Raw genomic sequence first — 14783 nt, forward strand, 5'->3', positions numbered from 1 at the left:
GGTTTCTTTCCTGACGGTATTTTTCCCTGTCGCTCAGGCCGCGTTCGCCCGCCCGGCTGTCGTTGTGGTCAGCGTGGTATCGAACAGCTCCGCCAGCACCGTTTGATGCGTCACCGCCAGCACGATGGCGTGCGGCAACTGATGACGCAATTCCCGCATGAGCAGATACGCGCTGTCATCGTCCAACTGACTGGTGGCTTCATCCAGGCACAACAACGCCGGTTTTTGTAACAAGGCGCGTGCCAGCGACAGCCGCTGCTGCTCGCCGCCGGACAGACGCATCGACCAGGGGTGCTCGCAGTCCAGCAACGGCACGAGATGAGGCAACTGCACCTGTTGCAGTACGGCCTGCAACTGATCATCGTGCGGCGTGTGCGGCGACGGATAGCTCAACAGCTGGCGTAGCGTTCCCTGCGGCAGATAGGGTTTTTGCGGCAAGAACAGCACTTCGCCGGCGGGGTGGATCACCGGTCCGGCGCTGAACGGCCATAACCCGGCCAGCGCCCGCAGCAGGGTGGTTTTGCCGCTGCCGCTCGCGCCCTGCAACTGGCACCAGTTGGCCGGTTGTAGGCATAGCGACACCGACTCCAGTAAGGCATGCCCTTGTGGAGAGCGCAGTTGCAGGCGATCGACGATAAGCGCCTCGCCCCGGCGCTGCGGGGTCGGGCAGGGCGGCAACTGCTGCAACTGTTGTTGCAGTTCCCACAGCCGGTCGACGGTAGCCGACCAGCGCGCCAGTTCCCGGTAGCTGTCGATGAACCAGCCAAAGGCGTCCAGCACGTAGCCAAAGGCGGCGCGCGCCTGCATGATGGCGCCCAGCGAAATCTGTTGCAGCAGGTAAAGCGGCAGCACCGCGAACACCGGAATAATCAGGCTCAGGCGGAAGTAGCTGGTGGTGAAGCTCTCCAGTCGAAACTCGCGCCCCATCAGTTGAAAGGCGTTGGCGACGATCGCGCCGAAGTGCCGTTGCATCCGCTGGTGTTCCGCCGTCTGCCCCTGATAAAACGCGATTTGCTCGCTGTGGTCGTGGATACGCAACAGCGTGCCGCGATAGCCGGCTTCCACCTGTTGTAGCTGGGCATTGACGCGATGCAGCGGCGCGCCGAGCCAGTGTGTGACCGCGCTGCCGAAAAGCGCATACCCCAGCGCAATCCAGACCAGATACCCCGGCACGGTCAGGCGCCAGTCGCCCAGCGTGATGGTCTGCACGCCGGAGATCTGCCACAGGATGGCAAGGAAGGAGAACAGCCGGGCGGTGTTTTTCAGCAACGACAGCAGCAACGTCAGGCTTTGTTCCGTCAGCAGGCGGATATCCTCGGCGATGCGCTGGTCGGGGTGATCCGGCGCGCCGTTGGGCATCAGTTGTAGCCGATAGTGCGCGTGGCGCTGCAACCATTGCTGTTCGAACTGCCGCGTCATCTGCTCGCGCCAGCGCAGCATCAGCAGTTTTTTCAGCCAGTTGCCGCACACCACCACCGCGACAAACAGCGCGGTGTAGCCGAGATAGCTCAGCGCCAGCGCGCGGATCGACGCATGGCGGAAGTAGTCCGCCAGCGCATCGTAGAAGGCTTTGCTCCAGTTGTTGTACTGTACGCTGATCCACACGACCGACAGCGTCAGCCCGATAACCGCAAACAGCAGCAGCCATAACCATAACGCGCCGCGGCTTAGCCACAGCGGCGCGGCTAGCCGGCAGAAACGCCGCAGGCTGGTCATGGCTCCCGGCGCCAAAGGTTTAGCGCCGCCATCAGAAGGCCCATTTGGCGGTTAGCATCACATTGCGCGGGTCGCCGTAGAAGTTGTTGCCGCCGCGATGACGGTTCGACACGTTCACGTAGTACACCTTGTCGGTCAGGTTATACCCGGCCAGGTTGAAGCTGAGATGCGAGTTGTACTGATAGTTCACGTTGGCGTTGAGCAGCGTATAACCGCCCTGCGTCACCCCCCGGCTGGTGGTGGTGTCGGTTTGCGCGGTCAGCCCGGCGCCTACCGTCCATTGATTCAGGCTGCCGGGCAACTGATAGCTGGTGTAAAGCTTGAACTGGTGCTGCGGCGTATTGAGGCTGTAGCGTCGCCCCTGCGTGCCCTCATCGGATTTCAGGTATTTGCTGTTGGTCAGCGTATAACCGGCGGACAACTGCCAGCCCGTCGCCAGTTTGCCGGCCGCTTCCAGTTCCAGTCCCTGACTTTCCACCTTGCCGTCGGCGCGGTAACAGGTGGTGGAAACCTGACAGTTGATATCTTCGACCGCCCGGTTTTCCTGCACGATGCGGAATAGCGCTGCCGAGGTGTTCAACGCGCCGCCGAAGAACTCGCCTTTCACCCCGGTTTCGTAGTTTTTGCCGGTGACGGCAGGCAGCAGATTGCCGCGGTTGTCGATATTTTCCTGCGGCTTGTAGATATCGGCGTAGCTCAGATACCAGGTGTAGTGATCGGCGAAGTCCCACAGCAGGCCGCCGTACGGCGTCCATTGTTCGTTGGCTTTAAAGTGGGTCTGGGTGGCGGAGCCGCTGCTGAGATTACGCAAGTTGTTGGTATAGCTGAAGTTGCTGTAGCGGGTGCCGACAATCAGCTTCCAGTCGTCCGCCAGCGTAAAGCGGGCGGTGGTGAACAGGCCGCGCTGGTAGAGATCGTAGGTGTAATTGTTGCTGTAGGCGGGCCAGGCAGGTTCGGCCAGCGCGTCGGGGTTCCAGTTATACACGTTCACGACGTTGGTGTTGATCACCCGGCCGAACAGGTTGTCGAAGTTTTCTTTCTGGTAATCGCCGCCCACCACCAGCTCATGGCGACGCCCGAGCAGTTCGAACGGCCCGTTGAGCGTGAGGTTATAGCTCCATTGATCGGCCTGATTATCCCGCGCCAGCATGTTGTTGAGCCGCCCGGTGCCGTTGCTGCCGACGCCGCTGGTGCCGTTGCCGAAAATACCGGTAAAGCGCCCGACGGCGGTGGAGTGGGTATAGTTGAGCGCGCTTTTCAGCGTCCAGTCGCTGCTGAAGCGGTGTTCCAGTTCGGCGAACGCGTTGATTTTCTCGAAGGCGATCCGGTTCCAGCTGGCGCCCAGAAAGGTGGATCGCGGCAGGTTCAGGCTGGCGTAATCGGTGGACATCGGTACGCCGTAGAGATCCGGCACGGTGCGGGTTTTCTGCCAGTTAACACCGGTGGTGACGGTGGTGTCGCTGGTGAGATCATAGGCCAGCGTACCGTACATGACATGGCGTTCGCTGTGTACCTCATTGACAAAGCTGTCTTTTTTCTGGGTGACGCCGACAAAACGGCCGCGCAGCGAACCGTCGCTATTGAGCGGGCCGGACACATCCGCTTCCTGACGGTAATGATCCCAACTGCCTGCGCTGGTGCTGAGCGTACTGCGAAAATCGTAGGTCGGTTTTTTGCGCACCAGATTGACGGTGCCGCCCGGCTCGCCGTTGCCCTGCAACAGCCCGGACGCGCCGCGCAGAATTTCCAGCCGATCGTAGATCGCCAGATCGGGCGACTCGCTGGAGGATTCCGCCGAGCCCATGCCCGACACGCTGTTCTGGAACGAGCTGCCGGAGCCGTCTTCCTGCACGTTGTCCATCATGAAGCCACGGGACTGGACACGGGTCTGATACGAACTCTCTTTCACCACGGTGACGCCGGTGGATACGGCCATCGCGTCTTCCAGCGAAGTCATGTGCTGGTCGTCCATCTGCTGGCGGGTGACCACGCTGACCGATTGCGGCGTTTCGCGCGGCGAAAGCGTCATCCGGGTGGCGGTGCTCAGATTACGGGTGGTGTAGGCGCCGGTGTCTTCGGTCGGGCCGTTCAGGCTGGGTTGGCGGATAACATACATTTCTTCGCCGTCCGCCGGCTTTCTCAGCACGTAGCTGCCGTCCGGCTGGCGTGACGCGGTCAGCCCGCTGCCGCTCAGCAGGCGACGTAACGCCTCATCCACCGTGTAATCGCCCTGCAACGCCGGGCCGCTCAGCCCCTGCGTCAGGCTGGCGTCGGCGGCGAGATAGATGCCGGCCTGCCCGGCGAGCTGGTTCAATTGGTTGCCAAGCGGACCGGCGGCGAGCGCGTAATGGCGCGTCGCCGGGCTTTCCTGCGCGGCGCTGGCTGGAATGACGCACTGCAGCGACAGGCTGAGCAGGGCGAGGCGCAGCGCGACGACCAGCGGTTTTTGTGGGCGGAGAATCTGGCGCAGGCCAGCGCGAGCAGGTGTAGTGAATGTCATGATGAATGCCTTGTATCCCAGAGTAAAAGAGCGTGCTTTTAGTGGGAATCGAACGAGCGGCGCAAAAAGGGAACCGGCGGGCGATAATTTTTTTCAGACAGGTTCGACGGTGATCCACCAGTCGAAACGGCGGTGGATGCGCACCGGCAGCACCCGGCTCAGCATGGCGAGCGCCCGATCGGTGTCCATCAGCGGGAAAGTGCCGACCACGCGCAGCGCGGCGACATCCGGCGCGCAGGCCAGATGACCGTGGCGGTAGCGGGCCAGACGCGCCACCACGTCGCCCAGCGGGGTGTTGTTGGCGTGCAGCATTCCCTGACGCCAGTCGGCATCCTGCGCGCTGATGCACGTTTCGAACCCGGCGCCGCTGGCGTCAAATCGCCACTGTCGACCGGCGTCGATCTGGCGCAGCGGGCCTGTCTGCCGCGGCGTGACCGCCACGCTGCCGGCGTATACGGTCAGTTGGGTGCTGCCTGCCAACTGGCGCACGCTGAAGCGGGTGCCGAGCGCCTGCATGCTGCCTTCCCGGCTGGCGACAAACAGCGGTCGCCGCTTGTCGGCGGCGGTGTCGATCAGCGCTTCGCCGGCGATCAGGTTCAACTGGCGACGGGTATCGGTGTAGCGGACATCAAGCGCGGATGCGGTATCAAGCCAGAGCCGGGTACCGTCGCTGAGCGTAAAGTCGCGGATTTCGCCGGTACCGGTGCGGTAGTCGGCTGTCAGCGCCAGCAGGCTTTCGCGCACCGGCGTGTGGCGCCAGGTCAGCCAGGACAGCAGCGAGCCGGTGGCAAGCAGTGCGCCAAGGCGCAGGGTATGGCGGCGGGTGAGCGGTGTAGACGGTTGCAGCAGCGTCTGCGCCGTCAACGGCGTGACGTCGCCGCGCAACGGCTGAAAGCGTTGGCTGACGGTTTCCACATATTGCCAGGCCAGACGGTGCGCGTCGCTTGCCGACAGCCACTGTTGCCAGCGGGCATGCAGCTCGCTGTCGTGGGCGGAATCCAGCAGTTGGGCGTACCAGTCGGCCGCCTGTTGCAGCGCCTGATAATCCGGTGGCGACGCCGGCGTCTGTCGGTTCACCGCTGCATTGCCTCATGGCCGTGATACTCCGCTTCCAGCAGGATGCAGTGCAGCATCGCCTGCGCCATGTATTTTTTCACCATCCGCTCACTGACGCCGAGTGTGACGGCGATCTGCGCGTAGGTCTGCCCCTGAATCTGCGCCAGGATAAAGGCGACGCGCACGTTGTCCGGCAACTGACGCAACATCGCGTCGACCTGATACAGGGTTTCCAGAATGATGGTGTGCTGCTCGGCAGACAGCGCATGCACTTGCTCGCAGTCGTTCAGCGACTGCCGCCAGGCCTGTTCCAGCGCCCGGCGGCGCCACAGATCGACGCACAGGCCCTGCGCCATCACGCTGAGGTAGGCGCGCGCGCCTTCATGGCTGTCGAAGTGGCGCGGACGGGTCAGCAGCTGTACGAAAATATCGTGCGCCAGATCGGCGGCGTCGCACAGATTGCCCAGCCGTTTGCGCAGCAGCCCCTGCAGCCAGCCGTGATGCTGCTGATAAAGCTGCTGAAGGTCGCAAGGGCTGGCGGTGTTGACGGCGGACATAACGGGTTCCTGAAAACGGAAAGCGCAAAATATCGCCGCATATTAATTGAGAATGATTTCCATTTCAAATTATTGACAACCGGAAGGAAACGGCCGGACTGATGGGAAAAGCGCGCCGTCAGCCCAGCGGCAGCGCCATAATGATGGCGTCTTCCCGGCCGCCGACGGTCGGGTAATAATCCCGCCGCACCGACACGTCGTTGAATCCCATGCTTTGATACAGCGCGATGGCGCGCGCGTTGGAGGCACGTACTTCCAGCCACAGCGTCACCACATCGCTGCGCTCCAGCTCGGCGATCAGGTGTTCCAGCAACTGACGTCCGTAGCCGTGACGCTGATGGTCGGGGGCGACGGCGATGTTGAACAGCGTGGCTTCATCCAGCACCACCTGGGTGATGGCGTAGGCCACCAACTGCTGGTCATGGCACAGTTTCAGGTTGAGGTAACGCTCGCCCTGATTGCTGATGAAGGTTTTTTCGCTCCACGGGAAGGCGTGGCTTAAGCATTCAATCTCAAACGCCCGCGGCAGGTCAGCCGTGGTCAGGGTGGAAATCATGTTCATGGTGACAAATCTGTTGCCACAGGGCGCGTTTCGCCCCGGCGTTGTGATAAAGCTCGGCCAGAGCCGGGCTGGTCAGTTGCACGCCGTCCAACGTCAACGGGTCGGCGGCGGGCTGCCCAAGCCACCAGCTGTGGCAGCGAGTGTGTTCCGGCAGCATCTGCGCCTGACGCGGCGTCAGGCTGACTATCTGCTGCGGGGCGAGATTCAGGCTGCGCGCCACATCCTGCAATAGCGGATCGTCGCTGGCGGGCAGCGGATCGGCGATGATCAGCAGCCGGACGTCAGGCGGCAGGTTGACGGCGATTTCGCCTTTCAGCACCGACGGACGACGCAAAGTCCACTGGGTGATCCCCAGTTGCTGCAACAGCCAGTCCCGTCTTGATGTCATGCCTTAACTCCGCGCGCGATAACCGCGATACGATAACCGCGATATGATCATCGCGATAAACAATAGTGGCGCACGATTGTGCGGCGCTATGCTAACAAATCGCTGAACATGCGCCAACAAACCACTATAATCCTCGCTCAGTTTATTGAGGAGCCAGACCTGATGTCAGCATTAACCCCCGCCAGTGAAGTGATACTGCGCCACAGTGATGAATTTGTTTCCCGCCGGGTGCTGTTTGCCGGCGATCTGCAAGATACGCTGCCCGCTCATTTTGACGCAGCCGCCGTCACCGTGCACACCACGCAGTATCATCACTGGCAGCAGTTGCAGCCCGTACTGGGCGACAACGTGCATTTCTCGCTGCTGGCGCAGGCGGAAACCGTAGCCGGGTGCGACACCCTGATCTACTACTGGCCGAAAAGCAAACAGGAAGCGCAGTTCCAGCTGTCCAACCTGCTGTCGCTGCTGCCGGTGGGTTGCGACATTTTCGTCGTCGGCGAGAACCGCAGCGGGGTACGCAGCGCCGAGGGCATTCTGGAGCCGATCGCCGCCATCAACAAGATCGACAGCGCCCGCCGTTGCGGCCTGTATCACGGTCGTCTGGAAGCACCGTCTGCTTTTGCGCTGGAGGACTGGTGGCTGGAGTATGACGTGGATGGCGTGCCGGTACACACGTTGCCGGGCGTATTCAGCCGCGAGGGGCTGGACACCGGCAGCCAGTTGCTGCTCTCGACGCTGGAGCCGCATCGCAAGGGCAAGGTACTGGATCTCGCCTGCGGCGCTGGGGTGCTGGCGGCGTCGTTTGCCCGCATATCGCCGAAAATCCGCCTGACGCTCAGCGATGTCGGCGCCGCCGCGCTGGAAGCGAGCCGGTCGACGCTGGCGGCCAACGGTCTGGAAGGGCAGGTGATCGCCAGCAACGCGTATTCGGATATTCAGGGGCGTTTTGACCTCATTATCTCCAACCCGCCGTTCCATGACGGCATGCAGACCAGCCTGCACGCGGCGGAAGTGATGATTCGCGGCGCCGCCTCGCACCTGAATATGGAAGGCGAATTGCGCATTGTCGCCAACGCTTTCCTGCCGTACCCGGCGCTGCTGGACGAAACCTTCGGCAGCCATGAAGTTATCGCCCAGACCGGTCGTTTCCGCGTTTATCGCGCGGTGCTGCGCCGCAATAAAAAACGTTAACTGATCCGCCCGGCTTTCGCCGGGCGCGATGCGACGCTTAGGCGTTATCGAGCGTCGCCATGCCTTCCTGTCCGTAGCGCGCGCCTGCGGCGATCTTCGGCGGGAAGATGGCGTTAATGTCATCCTGCTCGCGCGGCGTCAACGAAACCGACAGCGCGCCGACATTTTCTTCCAGATAGCGACGGCGTTTGGTGCCGGGAATCGGTACGATGTGCTCGCCCTGCGCCAGCACCCAGACCAGCGCCAGCTGCGATGGCGTTACCGATTTTTCCTGAGCCAGCTGCGTGATTTTGTCCACCAGTTGCAGGTTTTTAGCAAAGTTTTCATCGCTGAAGCGCGGGTTGGCGCGTCGGAAATCGTCCGCGGCCAGATCGTCCTGTCGTTTGATGGCGCCGGTCAGAAAACCACGTCCCAGCGGGCTGTAAGGCACGAAGCCGATGCCCAGACGGCGGCAGGCGGGCAGAATCTCCGCTTCCACATCCCGCGTCCACAATGAGTATTCGCTTTGCAGCGCGGTGATAGGGTGAACGCGGTGCGCGCGTTCCAGCGTAGCGGCGGAGGCTTCGCTCAGGCCGATATAACGAATCTTGCCTGCCTTAACCAGATCGGCCAGCGCGCCGACGCTGTCCTCAATCGGCACTGCCGGATCGACGCGGTGCTGGTAATAAAGATCGATGACCTCGACGCCCAGACGTTTCAGACTGCCTTCGACCGCCTGACGGATATACTCCGGCCGGCCGCAGACGCCACGCAGGTTCGGGTTGGCCGGGTCGCGCAGAATGCCAAACTTGGTAGCCAGAAATACCTGATCCCGTTTGCCTTTGATGGCTTTGCCCACCAGCGTTTCATTGGTGTAAGGGCCGTACATGTCGGCGGTATCCAGCAGGGTGACGCCCAGTTCCAGCGCACGATGCAGGGTGGCGACAGCCTCTTTTTCATCTTGCCCGGTGGAATAGAAATCGCTCATCCCCATACAGCCGAGACCCAGTGCAGATACCGTTGGCCCCTGCGGGCCCAGTTTTCGCTGTTGCATGTTATTGCTCCGTGTTATTAACCGCGTTTTTCAGTGTGGTTGTTTGAATCAAAAAGATAAATTCGCAGTTTTATGCAACACTGTTTGTAAAATGCAAACAATGGGGCCGGTGATGGATCAGGTTCAGGCGATGCGGGTGTTTGTGCGCATTGTGGAAGCGGAAAGTTTTAGCCGGGCGGCGGAAAAGCTGGGACTGCCGCGGGCGACCGTCAGCCAGACGCTGAAACGGCTGGAACTGCGGCTGGGGGTGCGTCTGTTGCAACGCACCACCCGTCAGGTGCAGGTGACGGACGAAGGTTTGCTTTACTACCAGCGCTGCGTGCAGTTGCTGGCGGAAATTGAGGAAACGGACGCGCTGTTTTCCCGTCAGCGCCAGCAGCCCAGCGGACGGGTGCGAATCGACATGCCGCATTCGCTGGCCCGGCAGGTGGTGATCCCGTCGTTGCCCGCGTTTTACCGCCGCTATCCGCAGATTGCGTTGGTGCTGAGCGCCAACGATGCCGCGATTAATGTGGTGCGCGAAGGCGTGGACTGCGTGCTGCGCGCCTGGCAGGTGGATGATGATTCGCTGGTGGCGCGTTCGCTGCCGTCGCTGCCGCAGATAACCTGCGCTTCCGCGGCTTATTGCGCCGAATACGGCGTGCCCGACACGCTGGAGGCGCTGACGTCTCATCGTATGGTGAGCTATTTTTCGCTACGCACATCGCAGCGTTACCCGCTGGAATTTATGCAGCAGGGGCAAGTCATTACCCGCTCGCTGCCCAGTCTGGTGGAAATCAACGGCGCCGATGCCTATATCGCCGCCTGCCAGGCCGGAATGGGGATTATTCAGGCGCCGCGCTACGGTCTGGCGCCGTTGCTGGCGAGCGGGGAACTGGTGGAGATCCTGCCGCAGTTGCCGCCGCCCGATATGCCGCTGTATGTGATGTATCCCTCCGGGCGCTTTCTGGCGCCGCGCATCCGGGTGGTGATTGAGTGGCTTCAACAATGCTTCCAGCAGGCCCCGTTTGTCTGAATGCTGTTTTTTACAGCAAACGCTTTAACGACATGGAAATAATGATTGACGTTGGTGCGAAAATCTCTAGAATTCGCCTCCGTGGTGACATTGTGTGACGTAATGTTGCTTGGTTTGCGAAGGTGGCGGAATTGGTAGACGCGCTAGCTTCAGGTGTTAGTGTCCTTCGGACGTGAGGGTTCAAGTCCCTCTCTTCGCACCAAATCACCACAGATTTGTATTTCACAGTACCTGCGAAGGTGGCGGAATTGGTAGACGCGCTAGCTTCAGGTGTTAGTGTCCTTCGGACGTGAGGGTTCAAGTCCCTCTCTTCGCACCACTGGGATACAAATCAAGATATAGCAGCATTATCGTAGTAAGTAGTAATCGTAGTAAGTAGTGAATAGTAAATAGTATCGTAGTAAACAGTGCGAAGGTGGCGGAATTGGTAGACGCGCTAGCTTCAGGTGTTAGTGTCCTTCGGACGTGAGGGTTCAAGTCCCTCTCTTCGCACCACTCTCCTCATCCTTATATTTCTTGTCTTTTTCCAGCACAGCAATTCTTCTCGCTCATAAAATCAACAGCGCGTTTTCTTCCTTTATCTTGTGCGTTATGCCCGTTCAGGGTCGGTATCACCATCCCTTTAGCGTAAGCGACAGCGCCGCCAGGCCGCCTGCCAGCGCAATGCAGGACGGCAGCAGCAGATAGTGACGCATACGGCGATGGAACAGCATGCTCAACGTAAGCAGCATCGCCAGCGCACAGATGTACTTCAGGTGGGTCAGGTTTAGTTCCGGCAGGGCCAGCAACGGCATCAGCGCCGCCGGCAGCAGAACGCCCCAGGCGCTGGACAGACGCTTGCCAAAATACCAGCTTATTCCCCATAGCCCGCAGGCGGCGATCATGGCGGTCAGCATTGTGGCTTCTCTTGTTGATAATGATAACTAATATCATATATAAGATTTGCCGCTATACAACCGGTGCCGCATGATTTTTGTGTGACCTGCCGTTTGACGACGGCAGGTTTTTGGATGCCTGAGAACGATCAGGCGCTGTGCAGATAGTCGCGCACCAGTTGCAGCATGTTCAGCAGCGTAGCGGAGCGGTCATGTTTGCGCCAGATAACGGCAATCTGCGTGGTGAGGTGCGGCGTGTTGGTGTCGTGATAAGTCACATTGCCGGTCTGGATGCTGGCCAGCGATTCAGGGACAAAGGTCACGCCAAAACCGGACGCCACCATGCTGATGGTGGCGGTGATATGCGGCGCCAGCGGGTTGATTTTTGGCTGGTAGCCCGACAGGTAGCAGGCGCGGATAATCAGGTCGTGCAGACTAGGGCAGAGTTCGCGCGGAAAGATGATCAACGGTTCCTGCCGCAGCTGTCCCAGATTGATTCGCGTTTGATCGCTGAACGGATGGTTTTCCGGCAGTACCAGCCGCATCGGCTCGTCCGCCAGTAATTCGCCTTCGAACTCCTCGCCGATATCACATGGCAGGCGCACAAACGCGATGTCGGTGGTGCGGTTGCGCAGGCTCTCCAGAATCTCGTTGATGTGCTCTTCCCGCGGCCGCAGCTGGACGCTGGGATAATGCTGCCGGTAACGGCGCAACAGCGCCAGCACCGTGGGATGAAACGTCACCGCACAGGAGAAGCCGATGTTGATCGCGCCGCTCTCCCCGCGGGCGATGCTGCGCACTCTCTCCACGGCCGATTCGGCCAGTTCCAGAATATGGCTGGCGTCCTGATACAGCGCTTCGCCAGCTTCCGTCATCTCCACGCCACGGGTCAGCCTCTTGAACAACGGCGTCCCGATTTCCCGCTCAAGTTTTTGAATCTGCTGGCTTAACGGCGGCTGTGATATGCCGAGAATTTCCGCCGCGCGGGTGAAATGCCGGGTTGAGGCCACTGCGACAAAATAGCGCAGGTAACGTAATTCCATATATTTTCGATCTCCAAATGGCCACATCTCTGTATTGGAACTTTGGTGTGACGGAGGTCAATATTCAAGTGAAACATTAAATAAATTTAAGTTGATCATCGTCAGAAGGGAATGGATATGAAAGATGTTAACTGCGTCGACTCCTGTGTCAGGGAACTGGCCAGCTTTGCACTTCATCATCAGAAACAGCATCCAGAGTGCGTTATTTATCAGACGTCATTAATGAGCGGGCTTATTAATGGCGTTTATGAAGGTAACATCACTATGGAAGAACTTCTGAAACATGGCGATTTTGGATTAGGGACGTTTAATGATCTCGACGGTGAACTGGTGGCGCTTAACAGCCGTATCTTCCAGCTCCGTGAGGATGGCAGCGCGCGAGCAGCGCTGCCGTATCAAAAAACTCCCTTCGCGGTAATGACCTTTTTCCGCCCGACGGAGCAAATCCATTTCGGGCAGGCCACCAGCCGCGAAGCGATTCATCAGCGCATTAATGACTTGATTGCAACAGATAATCTGTTTTGTGCCCTGCGGATAGATGGCCGCTTTAGCCACGTGGAAACCCGTACGGTACCTCGCCAGGAACGCCCTTATAAACCGATGCTGGAAGCGATTGCCCAACAACCCACGTTCCGTTTCGAACAGTGTCAGGGCAGCGTTATCGGTTTCCGTAGTCCTGCCTATGTCCAGGGGATTAATGTTGCCGGTTATCACGAGCATTTCATCACTGATGACCGCAAAGGCGGCGGGCATATCCTTGATTATCGACTGGAAGAAGGCGTATTGACCTTTGGCTCTATCGCCAAACTGGTTATTGACCTTCCCCGCGACAGGGATTTCCTGAAAGCCAATTTATCCCCTGAAAATCTCGATAGCGTCATTCACTCCGTGGAGAGCTGAGGCATCGAGCAGGTACTGAAAGCAAAAGCACACTGTTATGCAGAGGATAAACATTATGGAAAATAGGGATGGTCAACAGCATTGGTCTAGCGGTGCGGAGCTGATCGTAAAACATCTTGAGCAGCAAGGCGTCAACTATGTCTTCGGCATTCCTGGTGCAAAAGTAGACCGCGTGTTTGATTCGCTGGTGGATTCGCCGATTCAAACCATTCCCGTGCGCCATGAGGCTAATGGCGCCTTTATGGCGGCCGCCGTCGGCCGTCTTACCGGCAAGGCCGGCGTGACGCTGGTGACGTCGGGGCCGGGCTGTTCGAATCTGGTGACCGGGCTGGCGACCGCGACGGCGGAAGGCGACCCGCTGGTGGCGCTGGGAGGTGCGGTCAAACGCGCCGACCGCCTGAAACTGACCCACCAGAGCCTGGATACCGTCAGCCTGTTTCAGCCGGTGACCAAATACAGCGCCGAAATCACGGTGTCGTCCGCCATTTCAGAAGTGATGGCTAACGCCTTTCGCGCTGCTGAGCTCGGTCGGCCGGGCGCGTCGTTCATCAGTCTGCCGGAAGATATTGTCAATGAACCGGTAGACAGCCCGATTCTGGCTCGTACCTCGCTGCCGACCCTCAATAGCGCGCCGCGTGCGGATGTTGAACGGGTGGTCGGGCTGATCAAGAAAGCCAAAAACCCGATACTGTTGCTGGGGCTGATGGCCAGCCAGCCGAAAAATGCCGAGGCGCTGCGCCGCCTGCTGCATCACAGCCGCCTGCCGGTGACCAGTACCTATCAGGCCGCCGGGGTAATCGATCAACAGCATTTTGACCATTTCGCCGGACGGGTAGGGTTGTTTAACAATCAGGCCGGCGACAAGCTGCTACAGCAGGCCGACCTTATCGTCACGGTCGGCTACAGCCCGGTGGAGTATGCGCCGGCGCTGTGGAATTCTGGTAATGCCACGCTGGTGCACATTGATGTGTTGCCCGCCGAAGTGGAAAACGCCTACCGCCCGGATGTGGAACTGGTTGGCGACATCAGCATCACCATTGATACGCTCAATGAGCAACTGAGTTCGCCGATCGTGCTGTCGTCCCAGTCGGAGGCGATTCTGGAGGAGCGTCGTCAACTGCGCCATGAACTGGCGACCCGCGCCATCAACATGGACGGCTTCGCTATTCATCCGCTGCGGTTGGTGCGGGTGATGCAGGATCTGGTCAATAAAGACGTTACCCTGTGCGTGGACATGGGCAGCTTCCATATCTGGCTGGCGCGTTATCTCTACAGCTTCCGCGCCCGTCAGGTGCTGATGACCAACGGTCAGCAGACTATGGGGGTGGCGCTGCCGTGGGCGATCGCCGCCGCGCTGGTGAATCCGCAACAGAAAGTGGTGTCGGTGTCCGGAGATGGCGGTTTCATGCAGTCCAGTATGGAACTGGAAACCGCGGTGCGGCTGAAATCCAACATTCTGCACATCATCTGGGTGGATAACGCCTACAACATGGTGGAAATTCAGGAAGAGAAAAAATATCACCGCGCTTCCGGCGTCAAATTCGGGCCGATTGACTTCAAAGCCTATGCGGAAGCCTTCGGCGCTAAAGGTTTCGCCGTGGAGTCCGCCGCCGAACTGGTGCCGAAGCTCTGGCAGGCGATGGATGTGGATGGCCCGGCGGTGATTGCCATTCCGGTGGATTACTCCGACAACCATTATCTGATGGAGAACGTGAATATCAGCCACCTGATCTGAGCGTGATACGCTCGGTTCAGATGCTACGATCCTACCTGCTGCAAGGCTTTGCAGCCTTTGAGCCGTGTTCGCCTGTAACGAATATTCCAGCGTAAATGCTGCATTGTGAATGCTGAATGTTCGTCACAGGCGCTGGTTGCTCCACGCGTCCTGAAGCCCCGATAGTAATACGGGCTTGACCGGCCTGCCGCGGCGTTTGACGCGGCAGGTTC

13 protein-coding genes and 3 tRNA genes are annotated in these 14783 nt (G+C 59.6%); 7 read left to right on the forward strand and 9 right to left on the reverse strand.

Annotated features, from left to right (window positions below; translation table 11 throughout):
* Window positions 1-33 precede the first annotated feature (33 nt).
* The 6 genes from DXXMK7_RS03175 to DXXMK7_RS03200 all read right to left on the reverse strand — a co-directional run bounded on the left by DXXMK7_RS03175 (window position 34) and on the right by DXXMK7_RS03200 (window position 6779).
* Window positions 34-1716, reverse strand: a complete 1683-nt coding sequence (locus DXXMK7_RS03175) for an ABC transporter ATP-binding protein/permease (protein ID WP_038917825.1) — start codon at window positions 1714-1716, stop codon at window positions 34-36.
* A gap of 31 nt (window positions 1717-1747) precedes the next feature.
* Entirely contained in the window at window positions 1748-4216 is a 2469-nt protein-coding gene (locus tag DXXMK7_RS03180) for a TonB-dependent siderophore receptor (protein WP_049842622.1), read from the reverse strand.
* Between the two features lie 93 nt (window positions 4217-4309).
* A complete protein-coding gene (locus DXXMK7_RS03185; RefSeq protein ID WP_038917826.1) occupies window positions 4310-5293 on the reverse strand; it encodes a FecR domain-containing protein in 984 nt (327 codons plus the stop codon).
* On the reverse strand, window positions 5290-5829 hold the full coding sequence (locus DXXMK7_RS03190; protein WP_038917827.1) for a sigma-70 family RNA polymerase sigma factor: 540 nt from the start codon (window positions 5827-5829) through the stop codon (window positions 5290-5292). Before DXXMK7_RS03190 ends, DXXMK7_RS03185 begins: the two co-directional genes overlap by 4 nt.
* A 118-nt stretch (window positions 5830-5947) precedes the next feature.
* Complete coding sequence (gene rimI / locus DXXMK7_RS03195; RefSeq protein WP_038917828.1) at window positions 5948-6391, reverse strand: ribosomal protein S18-alanine N-acetyltransferase; 444 nt, start codon at window positions 6389-6391, stop codon at window positions 5948-5950.
* On the reverse strand, window positions 6360-6779 hold the full coding sequence (locus DXXMK7_RS03200; protein ID WP_038917830.1) for a DNA polymerase III subunit psi: 420 nt from the start codon (window positions 6777-6779) through the stop codon (window positions 6360-6362). The genes rimI and DXXMK7_RS03200 overlap by 32 nt, the downstream gene beginning before the upstream one ends.
* 162 nt (window positions 6780-6941) lie before the next feature.
* On the opposite strand from DXXMK7_RS03200, the gene rsmC reads away from it, so the two are divergent.
* Entirely contained in the window at window positions 6942-7970 is a 1029-nt protein-coding gene (gene rsmC, locus DXXMK7_RS03205; RefSeq protein WP_038662357.1) for a 16S rRNA (guanine(1207)-N(2))-methyltransferase RsmC, read from the forward strand.
* A 37-nt stretch (window positions 7971-8007) separates the two neighbouring features.
* On the opposite strand, the gene DXXMK7_RS03210 is transcribed toward rsmC, so the two are convergent.
* A complete protein-coding gene (locus DXXMK7_RS03210) occupies window positions 8008-9003 on the reverse strand; it encodes an aldo/keto reductase (RefSeq protein WP_038917831.1) in 996 nt (331 codons plus the stop codon).
* 112 nt (window positions 9004-9115) lie between these two features.
* On the opposite strand from DXXMK7_RS03210, the gene DXXMK7_RS03215 reads away from it, so the two are divergent.
* From DXXMK7_RS03215 to DXXMK7_RS03230, 4 genes are all read left to right on the forward strand, one after another.
* Window positions 9116-10018 carry a LysR family transcriptional regulator gene (locus DXXMK7_RS03215; protein ID WP_038920793.1) on the forward strand — a complete coding sequence of 301 codons (903 nt, stop codon included), beginning with the start codon at window positions 9116-9118 and terminating at the stop codon, window positions 10016-10018.
* 116 nt (window positions 10019-10134) lie between these two features.
* A tRNA-Leu gene (locus tag DXXMK7_RS03220) sits at window positions 10135-10220 on the forward strand.
* 31 nt (window positions 10221-10251) lie between these two features.
* Window positions 10252-10337, forward strand: a tRNA-Leu gene (locus tag DXXMK7_RS03225).
* A gap of 90 nt (window positions 10338-10427) precedes the next feature.
* Window positions 10428-10513: transfer RNA gene (locus tag DXXMK7_RS03230), tRNA-Leu, on the forward strand.
* A 116-nt stretch (window positions 10514-10629) separates the two neighbouring features.
* Here DXXMK7_RS03230 and DXXMK7_RS03235 read toward each other — a convergent pair.
* Window positions 10630-10914: a DUF1435 domain-containing protein gene (locus DXXMK7_RS03235; protein WP_013316348.1), complete on the reverse strand. Its 285-nt coding sequence runs from the start codon at window positions 10912-10914 to the stop codon at window positions 10630-10632.
* Between the two features lie 128 nt (window positions 10915-11042).
* Window positions 11043-11936, reverse strand: coding sequence for a LysR family transcriptional regulator (locus DXXMK7_RS03240; RefSeq protein ID WP_038917832.1), 894 nt, complete (start codon window positions 11934-11936; stop codon window positions 11043-11045).
* 111 nt (window positions 11937-12047) lie between these two features.
* On the opposite strand from DXXMK7_RS03240, the gene budA reads away from it, so the two are divergent.
* Entirely contained in the window at window positions 12048-12836 is a 789-nt protein-coding gene (gene budA / locus DXXMK7_RS03245; RefSeq protein ID WP_087881257.1) for an acetolactate decarboxylase, read from the forward strand.
* A 55-nt stretch (window positions 12837-12891) separates the two neighbouring features.
* Complete coding sequence (gene alsS / locus DXXMK7_RS03250) at window positions 12892-14571, forward strand: acetolactate synthase AlsS (protein WP_038917833.1); 1680 nt, start codon at window positions 12892-12894, stop codon at window positions 14569-14571.
* Window positions 14572-14783 lie beyond the last annotated feature (212 nt).

Source organism: Dickeya sp. MK7 (assembly GCF_000406305.1).
GTDB classification, from domain to species: domain Bacteria; phylum Pseudomonadota; class Gammaproteobacteria; order Enterobacterales; family Enterobacteriaceae; genus Dickeya; species Dickeya fangzhongdai.